The sequence below is a fragment of the Corynebacterium kalidii genome, from assembly GCF_022869005.1.
GTDB lineage: Bacteria > Actinomycetota > Actinomycetes > Mycobacteriales > Mycobacteriaceae > Corynebacterium > Corynebacterium kalidii.
On sequence record NZ_JALIEA010000011.1, the window covers coordinates 362,430 to 384,950 of the forward strand.

At 70.3% G+C, this 22,521-nt stretch carries 12 protein-coding genes and 1 tRNA gene; 9 read left to right on the plus strand and 4 right to left on the minus strand.

All coding sequences use genetic code 11. The features are described from left to right. Genes MUN33_RS04840 through MUN33_RS04855 form a run of 4 tightly spaced genes read left to right on the plus strand, consistent with a single transcriptional unit; the run spans position 1 to position 10,263 of the window. A complete protein-coding gene (locus MUN33_RS04840) occupies positions 1 to 3,402 on the plus strand; it encodes an ATP-dependent helicase (protein ID WP_244803759.1) in 3,402 nt (1,133 codons plus the stop codon). Next, positions 3,403 to 7,026: an ATP-dependent helicase gene (locus MUN33_RS04845; protein ID WP_244803760.1), complete on the plus strand. Its 3,624-nt coding sequence runs from the start codon at positions 3,403 to 3,405 to the stop codon at positions 7,024 to 7,026. It begins immediately after the preceding gene. Then, positions 7,023 to 8,096, plus strand: a complete 1,074-nt coding sequence (locus MUN33_RS04850; RefSeq protein WP_244803761.1) for a potassium channel family protein — start codon at positions 7,023 to 7,025, stop codon at positions 8,094 to 8,096. The genes MUN33_RS04845 and MUN33_RS04850 overlap by 4 nt, the downstream gene beginning before the upstream one ends. 43 nt (positions 8,097 to 8,139) lie before the next feature. Continuing rightward, on the plus strand, positions 8,140 to 10,263 hold the full coding sequence (locus tag MUN33_RS04855) for an ATP-dependent DNA helicase UvrD2 (protein ID WP_244803762.1): 2,124 nt from the start codon (positions 8,140 to 8,142) through the stop codon (positions 10,261 to 10,263). On the opposite strand, the gene MUN33_RS04860 is transcribed toward MUN33_RS04855, so the two are convergent. Further along, a complete protein-coding gene (locus MUN33_RS04860; RefSeq protein WP_244803763.1) occupies positions 10,244 to 11,146 on the minus strand; it encodes a TOMM precursor leader peptide-binding protein in 903 nt (300 codons plus the stop codon). The two genes, MUN33_RS04855 and MUN33_RS04860, sit on opposite strands and share 20 nt — an antisense overlap. 100 nt (positions 11,147 to 11,246) lie before the next feature. Here MUN33_RS04860 and MUN33_RS04865 point away from each other — a divergent pair, with 100 nt between their 5' ends. After that, positions 11,247 to 11,831: a M48 metallopeptidase family protein gene (locus MUN33_RS04865; RefSeq protein WP_244803764.1), complete on the plus strand. Its 585-nt coding sequence runs from the start codon at positions 11,247 to 11,249 to the stop codon at positions 11,829 to 11,831. On the opposite strand, the gene MUN33_RS04870 is transcribed toward MUN33_RS04865, so the two are convergent. Further along, positions 11,832 to 13,313, minus strand: coding sequence for a zinc-dependent metalloprotease (locus tag MUN33_RS04870; RefSeq protein ID WP_244803765.1), 1,482 nt, complete (start codon positions 13,311 to 13,313; stop codon positions 11,832 to 11,834). Positions 13,314 to 13,525: 212 nt separating this feature from the next. On the opposite strand from MUN33_RS04870, the gene MUN33_RS04875 reads away from it, so the two are divergent. Beyond that, positions 13,526 to 14,623 carry a YlbL family protein gene (locus MUN33_RS04875; protein ID WP_244803958.1) on the plus strand — a complete coding sequence of 366 codons (1,098 nt, stop codon included), beginning with the start codon at positions 13,526 to 13,528 and terminating at the stop codon, positions 14,621 to 14,623. Between the two features lie 2 nt (positions 14,624 to 14,625). Here the strand turns inward: MUN33_RS04875 and MUN33_RS04880 are convergent, their stop codons facing one another. Then, a complete protein-coding gene (locus tag MUN33_RS04880; RefSeq protein ID WP_244803766.1) occupies positions 14,626 to 15,162 on the minus strand; it encodes a PPA1309 family protein in 537 nt (178 codons plus the stop codon). 160 nt (positions 15,163 to 15,322) lie between these two features. Between MUN33_RS04880 and MUN33_RS04885 the strand changes: the two genes are divergently transcribed. The 3 genes from MUN33_RS04885 to MUN33_RS04895 all read left to right on the plus strand — a co-directional run bounded on the left by MUN33_RS04885 (position 15,323) and on the right by MUN33_RS04895 (position 20,316). Beyond that, entirely contained in the window at positions 15,323 to 18,403 is a 3,081-nt protein-coding gene (locus MUN33_RS04885; protein WP_244803767.1) for a UPF0182 family protein, read from the plus strand. Positions 18,404 to 18,602: 199 nt separating this feature from the next. After that, positions 18,603 to 18,676: transfer RNA gene (locus MUN33_RS04890), tRNA-Met, on the plus strand. 380 nt (positions 18,677 to 19,056) lie between these two features. After that, positions 19,057 to 20,316 carry an acid phosphatase gene (locus tag MUN33_RS04895; protein ID WP_244803768.1) on the plus strand — a complete coding sequence of 420 codons (1,260 nt, stop codon included), beginning with the start codon at positions 19,057 to 19,059 and terminating at the stop codon, positions 20,314 to 20,316. A 57-nt stretch (positions 20,317 to 20,373) separates the two neighbouring features. On the opposite strand, the gene MUN33_RS04900 is transcribed toward MUN33_RS04895, so the two are convergent. Then, positions 20,374 to 22,521, minus strand: coding sequence for a PTS fructose transporter subunit IIABC (locus MUN33_RS04900; RefSeq protein ID WP_244803769.1), 2,148 nt, complete (start codon positions 22,519 to 22,521; stop codon positions 20,374 to 20,376).

Below are 22,521 nucleotides of genomic sequence, written 5' to 3' on the forward strand. Positions count from 1 at the left end.
ATGGCAGACGGCAGTGGCACCCGTGAGACGGCAGGCACGGCGGAGACCACCGGCGGCCGGTCGCGGCAGGACGCCATGGCCGATGCGGAGCTCCGGCGCCGCATCGGCTCGTCCGGCACCGTCGACGTCCGGCTCGACACCGGGCAGGACCCGGCCGGGGCCGGCCCGGCACGTCGGTGGGACGGGCTGGCCGGGGCACTGGTGTCCGGTGACCCACGCGTGGACCACCGGTTGCCGTACTCGGTCCTGGGCGGCCCCGGCACCGGGAAGACCTCCCTGCTCGTCGACACGGTGGTCAACTTCCTCGACTCCGGTGGTACGGCGGACGAGGTGATGGTGGTGGCCCCGTCGAAGGAGGCCGCGGCGGCACTGCGCGACCAGATCACCGACGTCCTGCGCGCCCGGGACACCTACGCCACCACCGGCACGATGGTGCGCTCGGTGCACTCCTGGGCGTTCGTCTACCTGCGCGCGGTCGCGCAGGAGGACCAGACCGGACGGACGGCGCAGCCGCGGTTGATGACCGGTGCCGAGCACGACCTCCAGATCCGCACGCTGCTGCGCGGTCACGCCGAGGACGGGACCGGGCAGTGGCCGGCCGACATCCGCCCGGCGCTGCCACTGGTGGGGTTCGCCCGTCAGCTCCGCGACCTGCTGCTGCGGGCGGCGGAACGTGGGGTCGGGGCCGCCGACCTGAGTGAGCTCGGGGCCCGGCACCACGAACCGATGTGGTCGGCCGCCGGGGACTTCCTCCGGGAGTACGGGCAGATCCAGGCCCTGTCGGCGACGAACAACCTCAACGCCTCCGAGCTGCTGCACACCACCCTGGCCATGCTCGACGACCACCCGGAGGTCTTCGACCGGCACCGCGGCAAAATCCGGCTGGTGCTCGTCGACGACGCGCACAACCTCGACCCGGCGTCCGGCCGGTTCATCTCCCGGTTCATGGTCCCCGGGGTGCGGAGCCTGGTGGCGGGTGACCCGGACCAGTGCGTCTTCCACTTCCGCGGTGCCGACGAGACCTTCCTCACCGGTGTCGCCGCCGTCGAGGACCGCCGGATCGTGCTGTCCCGGTCGCACCGCCTGCCCGGCGACCTGGTCCGGGCCGTCAACGTCCTGGAGTCCCGGCTCCCGGCCCACCCGACCCGTGTCATGCTGCGCGACGGTGGTCCGGACGGTCCGGAAGGTCCTGAAGGTCCGGACGGTCCGGACGACGGCCGCGCGGCGTTGGCGGTCCGGCGGTCCCCGTCCCGCACCGCCGACACCCTCACCGTCACCGACGAGATCCGGCGTGCGCACGTCATCGACGGCGTCGCATGGGACGACATCGCCGTCATCGTGCGTTCCACCGCCGACATCCCGGTGCTGCGACGGGCCCTGCTGTCGCACGGGGTGCCGGTGAAGGTCGACCCGACGAGCGTGGTGCTGGCGGACCAGCCGCTGGTCCGGGTGATCCTGCTCGCCCTCGACGCACTGGTCCGTCCCCTGGGCGGGCCGGAGATGCAGCAGCTCATCGAGAGCCCGATCGGCGGGGCGGACCCGGTGATGCTGCGCCGCGTGGAGCGTGCGGTCGCGCCGGTGCTGACCGGGACCGGGATGCGGGCGATGGACGCGGTCACCGCCATCGTCACCGGTCAGGCCACCGCGGAGGAACGCGAGCGGTGGACCGCCCGCTTCGGCCCCCGCGAACACCAGGTCGTCGAGCGGGTCAGCCGGGTCATCGAGGCCGGCCGCGCGGCACTGGAGCAGAAGACCTCCACCTCGCCGGTGGAGGCGGTCCTCTGGGCCGTCTGGCAGGCTGCCGACCTGTCGACGTCGCTCCAGGTCCAGGCACTGCGCGGCGGAACCCTGGGTTCCCAGGCCGACCGTGACCTCGACGCGGTCATGAGCCTCTTCGACCTCGCCGGCGACGTGGTGGAACGGACCCCCACCGCGACCCTGGAGACCTTCCTGGAGGACGTGCGGTCCCAGGAACTGCCCACCGGTGGCCGCGACCGACGGGGGGTCCGCCCCGACGCGGTGGAGATCCTCCCCGCCCACGCCGCCGCAGGACAGGAGTGGGACGTGGTCGTCGTCGCCGGGGTGCAGGAGGACAGCTGGCCGGCGGGCCCGACGGTGGGCGGCCTGTTCGGTCAGCAGGAGCTCGTCGACCTCGTCGACCGCGGGATCCCACCGGAGATCCCGGTGTCCCGGGCGGCCGCGGCGCTGTCGGAGGAACGTCGCCTGTTCCTCCTCGCGGTGTCCCGCGCCCGGCTCCGCACACTGGTCACCGCCGTCGATGCCGCCGGGGACGACACCAGCGTGCCCTCGAGGTTCCTCGACGAGATCGGGGGCGTGGCCGCCGCCGACGCTGCCGGGTCCGACGCGGCTGCCGATGCAGAGACGGCCGCCGAGGCCGCCGAGGCCGCTGAGACGACCGTGGCACCGGCGCTGCCGCGGGTGCTGGCCCTCGAACCGCTCATCGCCGAACTCCGTGACGTCGTCTGCGACGAGAACCGTGCCGGGCACGAACGCGACGCGGCGGCACACAACCTCGCCCGACTGGCGGAGGCCGGGGTGTACGGTGCCGACCCCGACCAGTGGTGGGGCGTCGCGCCGCCCTCGACCACCGGGCCGGCCGTCGCCCCACCCCGCGGCGGGGCCGCCCCTGCCGTCCGCATCAGCCCCACCACCCTGGAGACCCTCGACGACGGGTGCGACACCGTCGCCTTCCTGCGCGGACTCACCGGCGGGGCCTCCACCGAGGCCATGAAGGTCGGCATCCTCATCCACGCCGTCGCCGAAGGGTTCGCCACCGGGCTCGACTACGACGACGCCCGCGACATCGTCGCCGCGGCCGTGCCCTACCTCGTCGACGGACCCGCCTGGACGGCCGCGCCGTTGGCGGAGAGCTGCCTGACCGCGGTGGACCGGCTCCACACGTGGATCCTGGAACGCGAGGGGCTGGGACGGACCGTCGAGGTCGAACGCACCCTGGAACGCACCATCGGCACCACCGACGGCGGCCTGCCGATCGTGCTGGCCGGGCGCACCGACCGCGTCGAGACCGACGCCGACGGACGGACCACCGTGGTGGACTTCAAGACCGGACGGACCGCCAAGACGAAGAAGGAGGCGGCGGAGAGCCGCCAGCTGGCCGCCTACCAGCTGCTCGTCGACGGTGAGCCCGGGATGACCCCGGACGGGGCGATGCTGGTGTACCCGCGCCGTGAGACCAGCACCGTCACGGTGCTGCAGCAGGCGGCCATGGGCCCCGACGAGCTGGAGGAGTTCCGGGCGCTGGCCGTCGACGCCGCCGCCCGGGTGACCGGCCCGGTCTTCCAGGCCACCGCGGAGGACTGTGAATCATCCGACTACGCATGTCTGTGCCCGGCCTGCCGGGCAGGGGAGCAGGTGATCTAGATGGACACGATCGACCCGCACGAACTGTCGCGGATGCTGGGCCAGCAGTTCGGCCCCACCACCCAGCAGGCCGCGGTCATCGGGGCCGACCCCGGCCCCACCCTCGTCGTCGCCGGCGCGGGGGCGGGGAAGACGGAGACGATGGCCGCCCGCGTCGTCTGGCTCGTCGCCAACGGGCTCGTCGCGCCCGAGCAGGTGCTCGGACTGACGTTCACCCGTAAAGCCGCGCGGGAGCTGGGCCAACGGATCCGGCGGCGACTGCAGACACTCGCGGAGTCGGGCTTCCTCGACGCCCTCCCCCCGGACGACCCCCGTCACGAGGCCCTGCACAACATCATCCCCACCGTCTCCACCTACGACGCCTACGCCGGCTCCGTCGTGCGCGAGTACGGCCTCCTGCTGCCGATGGAACCCGCCGGCCGCATCATCTCCGACACCGAACGGTGGATGATCGCCCGCGACGTGGTCAGCGACTGGCCCACCGGGTTCACCACCACCCGGTCCCTGCCGTCGATCATCGACGACATGCTCGACCTCTCCGACGAGATGGACAACCACCTCGTCAGCGCCGACCGCGTCGCCGAGGAGTGCCGCATCACCGCCGCCGAGATCGACGGGCTGCCCGACCGGGATGGCAAGGTGCTCAAGGGGGTCGACGCCACCCTGGAGTCGATCAACGACGCCCTGACCTACCGCCGGGAACTGCTCGATCTGGTCACCGCCTACCGGGACACGCTCAGCGAGCGCAACCTGATGACCTTCGGTCAGCAGATGTCCAAGGCCGCCCAACTCGTCGGCACCCACGACCGGGTCGGGGAGGCGCAGCGCCGCCGCTTCCGCGTGGTGATGCTCGACGAGTACCAGGACACCGGCCACGCCCAGCGGGTGCTGCTGCAGAACCTCTTCGGCAACGGTGCCGACCCCGGGCTCACGGTGACGGCCGTGGGCGACCCGATGCAGTCCATCTACGGTTTCCGCGGGGCCACGGCGGCCAACCTGGCCCACTTCCGCACGGATTTCCCCACCGCCACCGGCCCCGCGCCGATCCTCGAGCTGACCACCTCGTGGCGCAACCCCGCCCGGGTGCTCGACCTGGCGAACACCGTGTCACGGTGGTCGATGGACACCGACACCCCCATGGTCTCCCCACTGTCGGCCCGCCCCGGGGCGGGGACCGGGGAGGTTCTGCTGGGGTGGTTCGACACCCGTGAAGAGGAACTCGACTGGCTCGCCGACGACCTTGCGGCCCGCTACCACGAGCACCGCGAGCACCGTGAGCACGGGGGGCACCGTGAGCACGGCGGACCGGCCGCGGCGCCGTTCTCCGCCGCGGTGCTGCTGCGCAAGAACGCCGACGCCCAACCCATCCACGACCTGCTGCGCGCCCGGGGGGTTCCCGTCGACATGACGGCCGGGCCCGGCCTGCTCGACGTCCCCGAGGTCGCCGACGTGTTCGCCACCCTGCGGGTCCTCGTCGACCCCGACGACGACATCGCCCTGCTCCGGCTGCTCACCGGCGTGCGCTGGAACATCGGTGCCGCCGACCTCCTGGCCCTGGCCAGGCGTGTCGACCAGCTGTCCCGACGTGACGCCGCCGCGGCGCACACGGAGTCGAATCCGGCCGCCGACACGGACACGGACACGGACGCGGGGGCTGCCGGTCTCACCGCACTGGTCACCGGGCGTTTCGGCGACTCCCCGGCGTTGGCCACGGTGCGCCGTCGGCTCGCCGACATCGACCGTGACACCAACCGGGTGGCCGTCGGGCTGGCGGAGGCGCTGGCGGACCTGCGCGGCATGGAGAACTACGGGATGTCGGACGAGGGGGTCCGTCGTCTCGGCGAACTCGGCCGGGAACTCCGGTTCCTGCGCCGGCATTCCCTGTCAAAACCACTGACCGACCTCGTCGCCGACATCGAGAACATGACCGGCGTGCGTACCGAGGTCCTCACCCGCTACCACCGCTCCACCGACCGGTCGATCGGCACCAGCCACCTCGACAAGTTCGCCGAGGTGGTCCGGTCCTTCTCCGAACTCAGCGCCTCCAGCCCGGCGGCCCTGGTCGACTACCTGCGCTCCGCCTCGGCGAGGGAGAAGGGCCTCGACCCCGGCGAAGTCGAGGTGCGCACCGACTGCGTCCAGCTGCTCACCGTGCACAAGGCCAAGGGCCTGGAGTGGGAGATCGTCGCGGTACCCCACGCCACGCGCAAGACCTACGCCGACGCCGTCAAACGTCCCACCGTGACGTCCTGGACGACCAACGCGAAGATCCTCCCGTCCGGGCTGCGCGGCGACGCCGCCACCGGGCCGGACGACGACACCGGTGCTCCGGTGCTCGATCTCGGCGACGTCGAGGACCGCAAGGGCGTGGTCGAGGCGCAGGAGAGGTTCAAGGTCGACCTCGGGGTGCACGGTGCGCGCGAAGACGACCGCCTGTTCTACGTCGCGGTCACTCGCAGCGAACAGACACTGCTGGTCAGCGGCGCGGCGTTCAACAACGCCGACCGCCGGCCCGTCGACCCGTCCGTGGCACTCACCCTCCTGCGGGACCGGGCACGGGCGAACCACCCGGAGTCCGTCGTCACCTGGTCCGACCTGGGCATGGAGTACTCCAAGACCGAGCTACGCCGGCTGGAGAAAGGGCCCCACCACCGGGAGGACCCGGTGATGGTGCCGGACAACCCGGCCGCACGCAACGACCTCGTCGCCGAGTTCCACCGCGAGGCACCCGCCGCCCCGACAGCGGTGTGGCCCCGGCCCACCCTCACCGACCCGTCACGGGAGAACGCCGCAGCGGTCGTCGACGGTATCCGGAGGGTCCGCCAGGCGCGCCGGGACATCGGACAGCAGGTCGCGCGCCGGGCCCCCGACCCCGGGACACTCGCCGACCAGTGGACCCAGGAGACCCGGGTCCTCATCGACGAGTTCCGGGCCGGCGCGGTGCCTGAGGTCGTCGTCCCCCTCGGATCCCGTCTCACCGCGACCGAGGCGGTGTCGTTGTCGCGCGACCGCGCCGAGTTCGCCCGTCGTCGCCGGCGCCCGGTGCCGATGGAGCCCCGCCCGTACACCAAGCGGGGCACCGCCTTCCACAACTGGGTCGAGAAACACTACGGTGTCGCCAGCCTCCTGGACGAGGACGACCTGCCCGGTGCCGCGGACGCGACACTGACCGACCCGGCCCTGGAGCACCTCAAGCAGCGTTTCCTCGACAGCGACTGGGCCGGGCGTACACCCGAGAGCGTGGAGGGGGCATATTCGGTCACCCTGGCCGGACACGTCTTCGAGGGGCGCATCGACGCGGTCTTCCGGGACGGCGACGGCTGGTTCGTCGTCGACTGGAAGACCGGGAAGCGTCCCGGCGGGGCGGAACTCGCCGCCGCGGAACTCCAGCTCGCCGTGTACCGGCTCGCCTGGGCGAAGGTCCAGAGCGTCCGGCTGGGGCGACCGGTCAGCCCCGACTCCGTCCGCGCCGCGTTCCACTACGTGCTCTCCAATGAGACCTATGAACCGGGTACACTGCCGTCATCGGAGCAACTGGCCGCACTGATCGGACAGGACGGCCACGACGGACACGGCAGAAACAACGGACACGACGGAAATGACAGGGAGCGGATGCGGCGGTGAACGACAGGCTCAGGGACCGGTTCCGGTCGGACTCGGATATCGAGGCGCTGCCACCGCAGTCACTGATCAGGATCGTCAACATCCCGGACAGCGCGCCGGCCAGCCCGTGGTGGCTGATCAGCCGCAGGATGCTCTACGCGATGTTGCTCGTACTGGCGACTGCGATGGCGGCCTATTTCGACCGGGGCGGCTACACAGGCCTCGAGACGTTCCTGGATGCGGTCTACTACGCGGCCGTCTCGCTGTCCACCACCGGGTACGGGGACATCGCACCGGTGACCCAGTCCGCCCGGCTGATCAACATCCTCGTCATCACACCGATGCGGGTCATCTTCCTGATCCTGCTGGTCGGCACGACCCTGTCCGTGCTGACCGAGGAATCCCGCAAGACCCTGCAGATCCGTCGCTGGAGAAGGCATATGCGCAACCACACCGTCGTCATCGGGTACGGGACCAAGGGCCGGGCGGCGACCACCGCACTGCTGGCCGACGGCGTCCCCGCCTCGCAGATCGTCGTCGTCGACTCCGACTCCGAGGCGCTCACCCACGCCTCGTCGCGGGGCCTGGTCACCGTCCACGGCCACGCCACCCGGTCCGACGTCCTGAAACTGGCCGGGGCGGCCCGCGCCCGTGCCGTGGTCGTGGCGCCGAACCAGGACGACACGGCCGTGCTGATCACCCTGTCGGTCCGTGAGATCGCCCCCTCGGCGACGATCGTGGCCTCCGTCCGGGAGTCGGAGAACTCCCACCTGCTGCGGCAGTCCGGGGCGGACTCGGTGGTGGTCTCCTCCGAGACGGCCGGCCGGATGCTGGGCCTGGCCACGGTGAGCCCGTCGGTGACCGGCATGATGGAGGACCTGCTCAGCCCGGACGAGGGGTTCTCCGTGGCCGAACGGGTGGTCGGGGAGGACGAGGTCGGCGGCAACCCCCGCAACCTCGAGGACATCGTCCTCGGCGTGGTGCGTTCCGGCGTGCTCTACCGGGTCAACTCCTCGGAGGCGGAGACGGTGGAGCCCGGTGACCGGCTGCTCTACATCCGACGTATCACCGGCGCCCCCGGCACCGACTGACTTCAACCGCACACCCCCCCCGACGGAGGCGAGAACACCCACCGTGTCAGGACGACTCGACCAGCTCAACCTGGACGCACTGGACCCCGAACAGCTCCGGGCGGCCACCGCACCGCGCGGTCCGGTGAGCATCATCGCCGGCGCCGGCACCGGCAAGACCAGGACGATCACCCACCGCATCGCACACCTGGTGTCCGGCGGTTTCGTGAACCCGGACCACGTCCTCGCGGTGACGTTCACCAACCGGGCGGCCGCGGAACTGCGGGAACGCCTCACCATGATGGGCGTGGCGAGGGTGCAGGCCAAGACCTTCCACGCCGCCGCGATGCACCAGCTGCGGTACTTCTGGCCCAAGGTCATGGGCGACACCCCGTGGGAGCTGCTGGACTCGAAGTTCCCGCTGGTCGCCCGGATCACCCGTGCCGTCGGCCTGGAACCCGACCGTACGATGCTGGCCGACCTGCTCGGTGAGATCGAGTGGGCCAAGGCGTCCCTCGTCGCCCCGACCTCCTATCCGGCGCGCATCGGCCCGGACCGTCGGGACTGCCCGGTGGACCCGGAGAAGTTCGTGAAGATCTTCGAGGGGTACGAGCAGGCCAAGGCGACCCCGGACCGGGTCCTGCTCGACTTCGACGACCTGCTGCAGTCCATGGCCGGACTGCTGGAGTCGGAGGTGGGCATCGCCGACGAGTTCCGGGAACGCTACCGCACCTTCGTCGTCGACGAGTACCAGGACGTGACCCCGCTGCAGCAGCGGCTCCTGGACGCCTGGCTCGGCCCACGGGACGACCTCACCGTGGTCGGTGACGCCAACCAGACGATCTACTCCTTCAACGGGGCGACCCCGGACCACCTGCTGCGGTTCTCCACGCGGTTCCCCGACTCCACCACGGTGCGCCTGCACCGTGACTACCGCTCGACGCCGCAGGTCGTGGATCTGGCGAACCGGGTCATCGGGCAGGCGAAGGGGAGGGCGGCCGGGACCCGCCTGGTGCTGGAGGGGCAGCGGGCGCCGGGGCCGGACCCCGAGTTCACCGAGTACCCGGACGAGACCGCCGAAGCCGACGACGTGGCCCGCCGCATCGCCGCACTGATCAGGCAGGGCGTGCCCGCTGCGGAGATCGCGGTGCTCTACCGCATCAACGCGCAGTCCGCCGCCTTCGAGTACGCCCTCGACCAGGCGGGCATCGCCTACCAGGTCAAGGGCGGCGACGGGTTCTTCCAGCGTGCCGAGATCCGGCAGGCTGTCCAGGCGCTCGGCCAGGCGGCCCGCAAGGTGCACGCCGGTGCCGACGGGCCGTCCGGCCACCTCGTCGACCAGGTCAAGGCCGTCCTGCTGCCGGTCGGCCTGACACCGGCGGAACCGGAAGGTGCCCAGGAACGCCAGCGGTGGCAGTCGCTGAGCGCCCTGGTGGACCTGGCCGCCGAGCTGGCGACGACGACCCCGGGGCTCGACCTGCCGGGGCTGATGGGGCTGCTCAAGGAGCGCGCCCAGGCGAAGAACCCGCCGCGGATGCAGGGGGTGACCCTGGCCAGCATCCACGCCGCCAAGGGCCTGGAGTGGGACGCGGTGTTCCTCGTCGGGCTCGTCGACGGCACCGTCCCGATCCGCCATGCGTTGAAGGGCTCGCACTCCGAGGACGCCATCGAGGAGGAACGCCGGCTGCTCTACGTCGGGGTCACCCGCGCCCGGGAGCACCTCCACCTGTCGTGGTCGCAGGCCCGCCAGCCCGGGGGCAAGGCGACCCGGCGACGGACACGCTTCCTCGACGGCATGGTGCCCTGGGAGGCCGAGCGCGCCGCCGCCCAGCAGGCCCTGCCGTCCCGGCAGTCGCAGCAGCGCGGCCCGAAGGCGAAACCACGGGACGCCTGCGAGAACTGCGGTACCCGCCTGACCACGCCGGAGCAGCGCATCCTCGGGTTGTGCGACGCCCACGCCGCGGAGGTCGACCAGGTCCTGGTCACCGAGCTGCGGCGGTGGCGCAGCTCCCTGGCCGGCTCGCGGGGAGTGCCCGCCTACGTGATCATGAGTGACGCGACGCTGCGTGCGGTCTGCCACCGCGCGCCGACGACCGCGCAGGAACTGGTCCAGGTGCCCGGGATCGGGCCGATGAAGGTCGATCAGTTCGGGGAGGACATCCTGGGCATCATCCGGAACTTCCGCTGACCACCGCCGGCGCGGTGTGCCGGACCGGGGCAGCCCGGCAGGACGGGCACCCCCGCAGCGCCAGCGGCGTCACCCGGGAGGTGTCCAGGGTGACCGGGTCGAGGAACCGGCGGTCCACCAGCCCGTCCAGGTGCCGCGCGTCCGTGGGCGTCCCGGCGCCCAGGGCGTCCCTGACGACCTCGGCGACGACGGAGGACGCGAGGTCGGTCAGCCCCGGCCCGGGCCGTCCGACGTTGCCGGGCGACTGGGCCCGGATCAGCCGCCACTCCGGGTCCTCGCTGAGCAGCTGGGTGTCGAGGCAGGTCAGGCAGGGGGTGGTGCCGGGCAGGACGAGTGGACCGACCACGACCCTGCCGTCGACGACACCGCAGGGCAGGTGCGGCACCCCCTGCGCCATGAGCCGGCGGGTGACGTCCTGCGGGGGAAAGAGCTGTCCGGCGAGGACGACGAGTGACTCCGGCCCCAGGCGGCCGAACGCCGGGGCACCGGGGGTGACCGTCGCGGCCGTGACACCACGGCGGAGCAGGTCCCGGAGGAGCGCGGTCGACATCGCCGCCGGGCCGGTGACGTGCACGGACGTGGCCGTGTGCGGAACGGGGCGCAGCAGGCCGGCGGACACCAGGTCGGCGAGGACACCGGCGGCGTGCTCGGCGGAGAAACCGCAGTGCCCGAGCCGGTCGACGAGCTCCGTGGCCGCCACCGGGCGCATCGATTCCCGGAGCACGAGCATCACCTGGTTGGCGGACACCCCGGTCGGCATGGTGAGCACCAGGGAATGACCGGGGAGCGTCCCGAACTGGAGGTGGTGCGGCGAACGCAGGATCAGTGACGTGGCGTCCCTCAGCATCACCATGTTCCCGCCCCCGACGACGGTCGATGTCATGTAAAATCCCCCTGACTGGCACACAAGCTCTCGACACGCACAGTGTAGCCTGCGTTCCCGGCACTGTGCAGCAGGTCGACGAGACCGCGGAAGGTGACTCATGGCAGGACGGCGGCGTACCCCCACGCGGGCGCAACTCGAAGTCGTCGACGACTTCGCCCCGGACGTCGAGATCCGCCTCTCCGCCCGTCGCGAGCGCACCATCGCCGGCCGGATGGAACGGGGCCGGGTCGTGGTCCTCGCCCCGATGTCCATGGACGCGGCGAACCTGCGGCGCAGCACCACCGACCTGGTGGAACGGATACGGCGCCGCAACAGCGCGGCTGCCGGACAGGCGTCCGACGAGGACCTGCTGCTCCGCGCGGCGGAGCTCAACGACAAGTACCTGGAGGGGCGTGCGGAGTTCCGGAGCGTGCGGTGGGTCGGGAACATGACACGCCGGTGGGCGAGCTGTTCGGTCGACACCGGCCGGATCCGGGTCTCCGACCGCCTCAAGGAGGTGCCGGGGTACGTCCTGGACTCGGTGATCATCCATGAACTGGTGCACACCTGGATCCCGGACCACGGCGCCAACTTCCACGCCTGGGCGGCGAAAGCCCCGCAGGCGGAACGCGCTGCGGGGTACCTGGAGGCCTACGGCCGGTGGGGCGTCGGACGGGGCGAGGAGTCCGGCGACGTCGACTGACTACTTGTCGTCGCTGTCCCCGGTATCCCCGTTATCCCCGTCGTCGGGGGCGTCGAAGCCCTCGTTGAGCTCGCGTTCGAGACGCTCGATCTCGCCGATGGGGTCGAAACCGGCGACCTCCTCCTGGGAGGCCAGGACGGAGTCGATGAACCCGGCGGGGGAGTCCAGGTCGGTGTCGACGGGCAGGAAGTCGGGGTGGTTCCAGATGTCGTCGCGGCGCTCGGTGCCCACCGCGACGGTCAGCCGGCGCCACAGCTCCGCGGCCTCCGAGGCCTTGGGGGCGGCCAGGCTGATCCCGACGGTCTTCACCAGCGACTCCATGCCGGGCTGGTCGTTGTCCCGGTAGACCGACCAGGCGGCCCCGATGCTGGAGGCCACCGGCAGCCGTTCACCGAGTGCCTCGCCGACGACGACGTCCACCCAGCCCTCGATGAGCGACAGGCTGGTCTCGAGCCGGACGCGGGCGTGGTCGGTCGAGGAGACGATGGTGGGGGAGAGGTCGGAGTTCTGCAGCTGCGACATCATCTCCTGCAGCTTCTCCGGGTCGCCGAGCATCTCCGGGTTGAACTCCTGGCTGGCCTCCTCCAGCGCCGAGTTGTCCAGGCTCAGTCCGGTGGCGAACTCCTCGACGTCGAGGATCACGCGCTCGACGAGCCACGGGACGTGCTGGAACAGGCGCAGGTGGGCGGCTTCACGGGCGGCGAGGTAGATCAGGGTCTCGCGACGCTCGGCGCCGAGCTTCCTGGACAGGTCGTCGAGCCGGTCCGTGGCGATGGCGGCGACGGACCCCTCCGCCAGCGGGATGCCCCACTGGGTGGACATCGCCACGCTGCCGGCCAGTTCACCGAGGGCACGCCCGAGCTGCATGCCGAAGTTCATGCCGTTGACCTGGCTGAAGATCCCCATCATCGGGCCCATCTGGGACCGGATCTCCTCGGGCATGCCCTCCATCGTGGCGTCGCCCAGCTTCTCGGCGAGGGGGTTGATGACACGCTTCCAGCGCGGGAGCGTCTCGTCAAGCCACTGCGGGCCGGTGAACGCCACGGACCCGGTTGCGCCGGCGGGCAGCGTCGTGGCCTCGTCGAGCCACAGTTCCACCAGGCGCACGGACTCGGCGACGGCCTGGCTGTCCTTGGCGGCGGGCCTGCTCTTCGCCGCGCTGCCGGACAGCTGCTGGCGTGCGATCCGTTCAGCGAGGGCGTAGTTCACCGGCCCCTGGGCGTCCGGGGAGTTCATGTCCCTGCCGAAGCCGCTCAGCATCGAGCCGAACTGGTTGAGGATGTCCCCGAGACCCGGTCCCTGCGGGCCGCCGTGACTGCCCTGGTTGCCCGGTCCGCCCTGCGGGCCGAAGAACATGCCGAACGGGTTCGCTCCGAATCCGAACGGGTCGTTGCCGGAGCGCCCGTTCTCGTTCTCCCGCCGCCGACGCTCGTCGTCGGACTCATCGTCAGGGCCGTTGGAACCGAATCCGAAATTGCTCATGCCACGAGACTACCCGGGTGTTCCCACGGGCCCCACCGTCGTCCGTGCGCTGACAGCGAACACCGCCGATGTCCGGGACGGGCTGTAAAGTGTCCGGGGTGAGTTCCAGTATCCCCCCCTACAGCGACAGCGCCGCCCCCTCCGCCTCGCCCGGCCCCTCCGGTCCGGGCGACCCGGCGTCGACCGCCGCCGGCCGACGCAGGTTCCGCACCGTGGTCGTCGGGCTGCTGCCCGTGGTGGCGTTGGTGGCGCTGCTCGCGGTCCCCACGATCCCCGGGACGGAAGTCAACCTCACGGTGCCGTTCGCCGCCGAGGGAGAGGGACCGACGTTCGACACCCTCGGTGAGGTCGACGGGACACCGGTGGTGGACGTCACCGGTACCGACGCCGAGCTGGACGAGGCGCTGTCGGAGTCGGACGGGCAGCTCAACATGACCACGGTGGCGGTGCGGACCAAGCTCAGCCTGGCCGAGACGATGAAGCGCTGGCTGGGCAGCGACGACACCATCGTCCCCGTCGAGCAGGTCATCCCGTCGGACTCCACCCCGGAGGAGGTCGCCCGGCGCAACGCCGCGGCCTTCGCCGCCTCGGAGTCCAATGCGACGGTCGCCGCGATGGGCTATCTCGGCCGTCCGTTGGAGACGACGGTCTACGAGTTGGCTGACGACGCACCCGCCGCCGGCACGCTCCGGGTGAACGACGTCATCACCGCCGTGGACGACACGGAGGTGACGCTGCCCTCCGACGTCGCCGACGCCGTCGCCGAGCACGCCCCGGGCGACGACGTCGAGCTGACGGTGCGCCGTGGACAGGACGAGCTGACCGAGACCGTCACCCTCGGCGAGGTGCCCGAGGAGCTGCGGGACGGGCCGGGGGCGTCGGCCGCCGAGGACGCCGGCGAATCGGACCGTGCCTACCTGGGGGTCACGATGGTGGCGCAGCCCGCCGGTGACCTGAAGGTCCGGTACAACCTGAAGGACATCGGCGGCCCCAGCGCCGGGCTGATGTTCTCCCTGGCCGTCGTGGACAAACTGTCCCCGGGGGAGATCAGCGGCGGCAAGTTCGTCGCCGGGACCGGGACGATCTCCGCCGACGGTTCCGTCGGCCCGATCGGCGGCATCACCCACAAGATCGCCGCCGCCGAGCACGCCGGTGCCGAGGTCTTCCTGGTCCCGGCCGGGAACTGCAGCGAGGCGACGGGACGGTCCTACGACGGCGACATCGACCTGCTGTCCGTCGACTCCCTCGAGGGTGCAGTCGACGCCTTGGAGAAGTACAACAACGGGGACGACGCCCCGACCTGCGGCTGAACTCAGTCCTCGAAGGTGTAGCGCAGCATCGAGGTGACGCCCGGGGCGATCTCCGCCCCGTCCAACCCGCCGAGCAGCTCCACCTTGTCCTCGGCGAACGGGTCGGCGTCGAGGTCGTCCTCGGACGGGCGCAGCTGGAGCAGCGTCCGGTCGGGGCCGCCGTCGATGACCCCGGTGAAGATCCGTGCCTGACGCGGTGTGGACTCCGGGTCCGCGGAGTTGCGGAACATGATCTCCTGCGCCAGGACCGCCCCGACGACGACCTCCGGCCAGCGGACCGTGGCGATGTACTCGCCGAGTTCGTCGGACCCCGGGCGGATGTGGTCCGGCAGGTCGTCCTGGACGACCAGGGCGAGCGGCGCGTCGGCGTCGTCGCCGTCGTTGTCCCCGGACGCGATGGCGTCCTGGACGAGCTCGGCCGGCACCAGCGCGAACAGCGTGGCGGGACGGTCCCAGCCTTCGGCGTGGACGAAATCCACGGCTTCGCGGAGGGCGGCGTTGAGCGGGCGGATATCGCCCGGGGGGTTACTGGCGTTCATCTAGGAGGGCCTCACGGTGACGGCGGCAGGGTGCGGACAGTAGTCTAGACCCAGACAGTTTTGTCGTCGGCATCCGACAGTCCGTGCATCTGGCGTCATCCCCGCCGGAACCCGGGGTCGGCCCGACTCTCATGACCGACAGCAGGAGAGAACTGAACCCTTGAGCATCCCGGAGATCCCAAAACCAGGACGCAGATCGAAGATCCTCGGCACCGTCGCCGTCGTGATCGCTCTGCTCTTCTTCCTTGTCCCGGTCCTGGTCTCGAACTACACGGAACTGCAGTGGTTCCGGTCGATCGACTTCCAGGCCATTTTCTTCAGCGTCCTCGTGACCCGGGTGATTCTGTTCATCGTGTTCGGGTTCGTGGCCGCCGCCATCGTCTGGGGCGCCTGCTTCGCGGCGTTCCGGGCGGCGCCGAAGGAGTCCGACTTCCCCGACATCTCGGAGATCGGCCTCGGCGGCGGTGACTCCCCGCTGACGGTGAACCGGGCCGAGATCCGTAAGGCGATCCGCCCCTTCCTCGTCATCGTCCCGCTGATCGCCGGTGTGGTCACCGGCATGGTCGCGCAGGGTAACTGGCGGTCCGTCCGGCTGTTCCTGTCCGGCGGCGACTTCGGAATCAAGGACCCGCAGTTCCAGATGGACCTGGGGTTCTACGCCTTCACCCTGCCGATGCTGACCTTCGTGCTGGGGACACTGTCCCTGCTGGTCATCGTCGCGTTCCTGGTGAACCTGCTGGCGCACTACCTGCTCGGGACGATCAGCACGGGTAACCCCCGTGTCGGGGAGAAGGCGCGGATCGGGACCCCCGCCCGCCGGCAGCTGGCGATCATCGCCGGCATCTGGATGCTGCTCAAGGCGGTCGACTACTGGTTCCAGCGCTACGCCCTGCTGAACAACCGGCACGAGACCTTCACCGGTGGTTCCTACACCGACATCAACGCGATTCTGCCGGCGAAGATCCTGCTGCTCGTCGTGTCGCTGTTCGTCGCCGCCATGTTCTTCAGCTCGATCCTGCTGAAGGACCTGCGGATCCCGGCCCTCGCCGTGGCACTAATGGTCGTCGCCAACCTGGCCATCGGGGTCGGTTGGCCCGCGGTGATGGAGCAGTTCTCGGTCAACCCGAACCGTGCCGAGAAGGAGCGGGAGTACATCGCCCGGAACATCGAGTCCACGCGTCAGGCGTACGGCATCGAGACGGCGACGGACAGTGCCCGCGACGGTTACGAGAACCCGGACGGCCAGGTCGTCTACGAGCGCAACTGGGGTGGACAGACCTCCGGTGACGCCAGCGAGCGCCGCTCGATCGCCGACGACGACGCGACCCTGTCGAACATCCGCCTCCTGGACCCGGACGTGCTGGCACCGACGTTCACCCAGCAGCAGCAGCTGCGGAACTTCTACGGCTTCCCCGAGGAGCTCTCGGTGGACCGTTACGAGGTCGACGGCGAGATGCGCGACTTCGTCGTCGCGGCCCGTGAGATCGACCCGAACGCGCTGTCGGGCAACCAGACCGACTGGATCAACCAGCACACCGTCTACACCCACGGCAACGGCTTCATCGCCGCGCCGGCGAACACCGTGGACGAGGTCGCGCAGGACGCGGCGTCGGCACGTGGCGGTTACCCGATCTACACCGTCGCCGACCTCCAGAACATGGAGGCCGAGCGGCAGACCGGCGAGCTGGACCTCGAGATGGAACAGCCCCGTATCTACTTCGGCCCGGTCATCGCCGGCGCTGACGCGGTCAACGCCGACTACGCCATCGTCGGTGACGACGGGTCCGGCACCCCGCGTGAGTACGACACGGACAACTCCGAGTACACCTACACAGGCAGCGGGGGAGTGGATGTCTCGAACATCTTCCACCGTGCGATGTACGCCGCGAAGTTCCAGGAGATGAACATCCTCCTGTCGGACGTCATCGGCGACGAGTCGAAGATCCTCTACGACCGTGACCCCCGTGAGCGCGTCCACAAGGTCGCGCCGTGGTTGACCACGGACTCGAAGACCTACCCGGTCGTCATCGACGGCAGGATCAAGTGGATCGTGGACGGGTACACCACCCTCGAGAACCTGCCGTACTCCGAGCGCACCCAGCTCGACGCCGCCACCGAGGACGCACTGACCGAGGACCCGGCGTCGCAGCAGCGCGCCGTCACCAACGACGTCAGCTACATCCGTAACTCGGTCAAGGCCGTCGTCGACTCCTACGACGGCTCGGTCGACCTCTACGAGTTCGATGAAGAGGACCCGGTGCTCAAGGCGTGGGAGGGTGTCTTCCCCGACGTCGTGAAGCCGAAGGAGGAGATCAGCGACGAGCTGATGGACCACCTGCGGTACCCGGAGGACCTGTTCAAGGTCCAGCGTGAACTGATCGCGAAGTACCACGTCGACGACCCGGGGACCTTCTTCACCAACGACGCCTTCTGGTCCGTCCCCGGTGACCCGACGGCACCCGAGCGCGGTCAGGAGCTCGCCCAGCCGCCGTACCACGTGGTGGCCACGGACCCGGAGACCAACCGGCCGAGCTTCCAGCTGATCACGCCGTTCCGCGGTCTGCGCCGTGAGTTCCTCGCCGCACACATGACGGTCAGCTCCGACCCGGAGACCTACGGGCGGATCCATGTCCGGCAGCTGCCGACGAACACCCAGACGCAGGGTCCGAAGCAGGCGCAGGACACGATGATGTCCTCCGACGAGATCGCCCGGGAGCGCACCCTGCTGGAGGGTACGAACACCCTGACCAACGGCAACCTGCTGACCCTGCCGGTCGGTGACGGCCAGATCCTGTACGTGGAGCCGGTGTACTCGCAGCGTGCCGACCAGGAGTCGGCGTTCCCGAAGCTGCTGCGCGTGCTGGTGAGCTACAACGGGTCGGTCGGCTACGCGCCGACGATCAGTGAGGCTCTCGAGCAGGTGGGCATCGACCCGGACGCGGCGACGGAGATCGCCGAGTCCGGTGGTGAGGCCGCCGACGAGAACGCCGCGGCCGCCGGAGGGGACGACTCCGACAGCGATTCGGACTCGACGACCACGTCGTCGCCGACGAGTACCTCCGAGGCACCGTCGTCGGGCAGTGGGTCGGGCTCGAACGGCGGCTCCGAGCCGACAGACGAGCAGCTGTCCGCGATCCGCGACGCCATGGACCGGGTGAACGACGCCCGCGAGAACGGCACCTTCGAGGAGTTCGGACGGGCCCTCGACGCCCTCGATGAAGCGGTGGGCGCCGCACAGTAGTCCGCATCAGTCCGTGACACCCTGTCCTCCGCCGGGTGAACAGCGGGGCAGCGCACCGGGAAACCCCCGGTGCGCTGCATTTTTGTCTGGGTGGGAAGTGGCGCGGAGACACGATTTCACATTCTCGGCACTCCGCGTTACACTAATGGAGTCGCTGAGAGAGCGGGACGGAAAAGTCCGGTTCTGATCAGTTACCCGTCGCGGGGTGGAGCAGCTCGGTAGCTCGCTGGGCTCATAACCCAGAGGTCGTAGGTTCGAATCCTGCCCCCGCTACTAGGAAAGAAAGTGCAGGTCACCGGAGAAATCCGGTGGCCTGCACTTCTGCGTATGGACCGTTGGCGGGCCGTTTATCCGGCGGGGGTCGGAGCCTGGCTGCGTCCAGCCTCCCGATATTACACCCCATAAGCCGGTGTTAGGAATCTGACCAGGGCGTTTGTGTGGATAGCATACTTATGGAGTGCGAAGGTCGCAGTCGGCTTGGTTCTGTGGGCCGGCAGTAGGCATTTCTTCCCGGATCCACTGAATGTTCACATCCCGTACACCGCCGCGACGTACGATTACCTGGCCGGGAACAGTTCCGGGTGCCCTGTGGGGCTTGACTGACTGAGGAGAACGCGGTGTCGCCGTCCGCCCGCCAGACAACCATCCGCCGAATGGCCTGCGCCAGTATCGCACCAGCACTGACCGTGGCATTAGCGGCCGGGGTGGGTGTTGTCCCGGCCGGTGCGGCCCCGGTGCCGGACATGGTGGGGGAGTACCTGCCCGCCACGCTCCCGCCGGTGCAGCACCCGGGCGCACCGGTCCCGAAGCCGTTGTCCCCGGCCGACTACGGGTGGTACATCTCTGACCTCAGCTCCTACAACGGCGGCATCTACTACGACGTCGTGAGCGGTTTCGACGACCTCCGCGCGCACCACCCGGAGGTGATGAAGGAGAACCTCGACACGGTCGTGGAGGTCAACAACAACGCCGACGCGGAGACCGTGCGCCGGGCCCAGGTCGACGCCGCCGCCGACGACGGGGACCTGATGACCGCGCTCTCGGACGCGTTCGGCTCCACCCTCGGTGGGGAGCTGCGCACCGCGCTCCGGGAGAACCGGCTGCCGGTGACGCGGGCGCTGATGGACTCCGGGTACCTTTCACGCGCGGGCGGACTGGCGAGTTCGACCTTGATCGAGAAGCAGATCTTCGGCTACGACCGGCCGTTCATCGTGGCGCCCGACCGGATCACGAAGCACACCGGTGGCGGTAACGAGGACCTCTACGACCTCGAGGACTCGCCGTCCTTCCCGTCCGGGCACACCAACCAGGCCGTCTGGACGACGACGCTGCTGGCGGTCCTGCTGCCGGAGTTGGCGCCCCAGCTGCTGGCCCGCGGTGCGGAGGCCGGGTACAACCGCATGGTGATGGGTGTGCACTACCCGCTGGACGTCGCGGGCGGCCGGATGACCGGGCAGGCCGCGGCCGCGGACCGGTGGAACGACCCGCGGATGCGGGAGGTGCTCACACGTGCCGGGGACGAGATCCGTGCGGAACTGGAGTGGCGCACCGGGACGTCCCTGGCGGACGCGGTCGCCGCGGACACCCCCTACCGGACGACTGCGGCGGCGGTGGAGGAGTACACCGAGAGGATGACCCACGGGCTCACCAGGATGGACGACGCCGACCGTGCGGCCGTCGTGCCGCAGGGCGCCCCGGAACTGTTGGTGACGGCGTTCCCGCACCTGGACTGGGGACAGCGCGCCCGGGTCCTGGCGGCGACGGCTCTGCCGGCGGGCTACCCGTTGGACGACCCGTCGCGGTCGGGTCGCGAGGCCGGGGGGTGGCAGCGGATCAACCTCGCCGCCGCCTTCACCGCCGACGTCGAGGTGGGTCAGGGCGGTGCGATGACCGTCAACGGTCGTCCGGCCTGACCCTGCAGACACCGACACCCCCACCGATGGTGGGGGTGTCGTCGTTCCCGGGCAGTCTCAGGCGGAGGCAGCGGCCGGGTCCTGCTCCGGGGCCTCCGCGGGGGTGGCCTCCGGCTCCGTGGCGGTGAACTGTTTCACCAGGAGCACGGTCACCGCGGAGACCACCGTGCCGGCGACCACGGCGATGATGAAGCCCCACCAGTTCTCCATCAGCGGCATGACCCAGATACCGCCGTGGGGTGCGCGGCTGCCGACCTCGAAGGCCATGGACAGGGCACCGGTCACGGCGCCACCGACCATCATCGAGGGGATGACGCGCAGGGGGTCGGCGGCGGCGAAGGGGATCGCACCTTCGGAGATGAAGGACGCGCCCAGCAGCCACGAGGACTTGCCGTTCTCGCGTTCGACGTTGCTCCACATACTCGGACGCAGCGTCGTGGCCAGGGCCAGTGCCAGGGGCGGCACCATACCGGCGGCGATGACGGCGGCCATCACCTGGAACGCGGCGGTGTCACCGGTGGACAGTCCCGCGGTGGCGAAGAGGTAGGCGGACTTGTTCACCGGCCCACCCAGGTCGAAGCACATCATCAGCCCGATGATCAGGCCCAGGATGACCGCGGAGGACCCGGACATGTCGGCCAGCCAGTTCTGCAGGGTCTCCATCAGCGCGGCCAGGGGACGTCCGAGGACGAGGAACATGGATGCGGCGGTGACGAGGGTGGCCAGCAGCGGGATGATCACCACGGGCATCATCGAGCCGAGCCAGCGCGGGACCTTCCAGGTCTGGATCCACATCGCGACCAGGCCGGCGATGATGCCGGTGATCAGGCCGCCGATGAAGCCGGCGCCGACGAGGACGGACACGGCGCCACCGACGAAGCCCGGCACGATGCCGGGGCGGTCGGCCAGGGCGTAGGCGGTGTAGCCGGACAGCGCGGCGACGAGGAAGCCCATCGCCGTCGTACCGCCGCCGAAGAAGACCGCGCCGAGGTACAGCATGAGGCCGGAGCGGTCGGTCATCTCGATCTCGGAGCCGTCGAGGGTGTACGGCAGGTGCCCCGGCAGGTTCCACAGGGAGAACTCCTGGACCACGGTGTCCCAGACGTTGGACACGTTGTACCCGCCGATCACGAAGCCGAGGGCCATGAGCAGACCACCGGCGGCGACGAAGGGCACCATGTAGGAGACACCGGTCATGACGGACTGCTGGATGCGCCGGCCCCAGCCGACGCTCGTGTCGCCGTCACCACCGTCGCCGTCACCGTCGTCGGACGAGCCGCTGGCGGACACCCGGGGCGGGTTCTCCGCCGTGGACGCGGCGATCGCGCGGTCGATGAGTTCGTCGGGGTCGGAGATGCCCTTCTTCACCGGCACGTCGACGACGGGCTTGCCGGCGAAGCGGGCGATGTCGCGGATCCCCACACCGTGGGCGAAGATCACCGCGTCGGCCCCGTCGATCTGCGCGGCGGTGAGTTTGTCGCCCCCGGAGGAGCCCTGGGTCTCGATGACGAGCTCGACGTCGTCCCTGGCGTCGGCGGCCTGGGTGAGGGCGTCAGCGGCCATGTAGGTGTGGGCGATGCCGGTGGGGCAGGACGTGACGCCGACGAGTTTCACGGTCCGCGGCGCTGCAGCGGGGCTGGCGGCGGCAGCGTCGGCACCGTCGGCGTCGTCGGCAGCGGCGGGTGTGGCCTTCTTCGCCTTCTTCTTGTCCAGGACCGCGGTGACCAGGGAGACGATCTCCTCCTCCGACTCCGCCGAGCGCAACGCGGCGACAAAGTCCTTCTTCACCAGGGCGCGGGCCAGGGTACTCAGCACCTTCATGTGTGCGCTGCCGGCTCCCTCGGGGGCCAGGATCATGAAGACCAGGTCGGTGCCCAGCGGATTGCCCTGGTTGTCGGTCTCGTCGGACCCGAAGTCGGTGGGCGTCCGCAACCGGGCGAAGCCGAGGGACGGCCCGTCGACGGCGGTGGTGCGGCAGTGGGGGATGGCGATACCGCCGGGGAGTCCGGTGGCGGCCTTCTCTTCACGGGCGTGGATGTCGGCGAGGAGCTGGGTCGTCTCGGAGGCACGTCCTGCGGCGACCTGGAGGTTCGCCAGTTCGGTGAGGACCGCGTCCTTCTCCGCCGGGAGGTCGGCGTCGAGGGAGACGAGTTCGGGGATGATGACTGGGCGGTCGTCCGGACCGCCCGTGGTGGGTGTGGTCAT

Coding starts and splice junctions, on each gene's coding strand:
- MUN33_RS04840 (WP_244803759.1), top strand. CDS start 1: ATGGCAGACGGCAGTGGCACCCGTGAGACGGCAGGCACGGCGGAGACC.
- MUN33_RS04845 (WP_244803760.1), top strand. CDS start 3,403: ATGGACACGATCGACCCGCACGAACTGTCGCGGATGCTGGGCCAGCAG.
- MUN33_RS04860 (WP_244803763.1), bottom strand. CDS start 11,146: ATGACATCGACCGTCGTCGGGGGCGGGAACATGGTGATGCTGAGGGAC.
- MUN33_RS04865 (WP_244803764.1), top strand. CDS start 11,247: ATGGCAGGACGGCGGCGTACCCCCACGCGGGCGCAACTCGAAGTCGTC.
- MUN33_RS04870 (WP_244803765.1), bottom strand. CDS start 13,313: ATGAGCAATTTCGGATTCGGTTCCAACGGCCCTGACGATGAGTCCGAC.
- MUN33_RS04880 (WP_244803766.1), bottom strand. CDS start 15,162: ATGAACGCCAGTAACCCCCCGGGCGATATCCGCCCGCTCAACGCCGCC.
- MUN33_RS04895 (WP_244803768.1), top strand. CDS start 19,057: ATGGCCTGCGCCAGTATCGCACCAGCACTGACCGTGGCATTAGCGGCC.
- MUN33_RS04900 (WP_244803769.1), bottom strand. CDS start 22,521: ATGACCACACCCACCACGGGCGGTCCGGACGACCGCCCAGTCATCATC.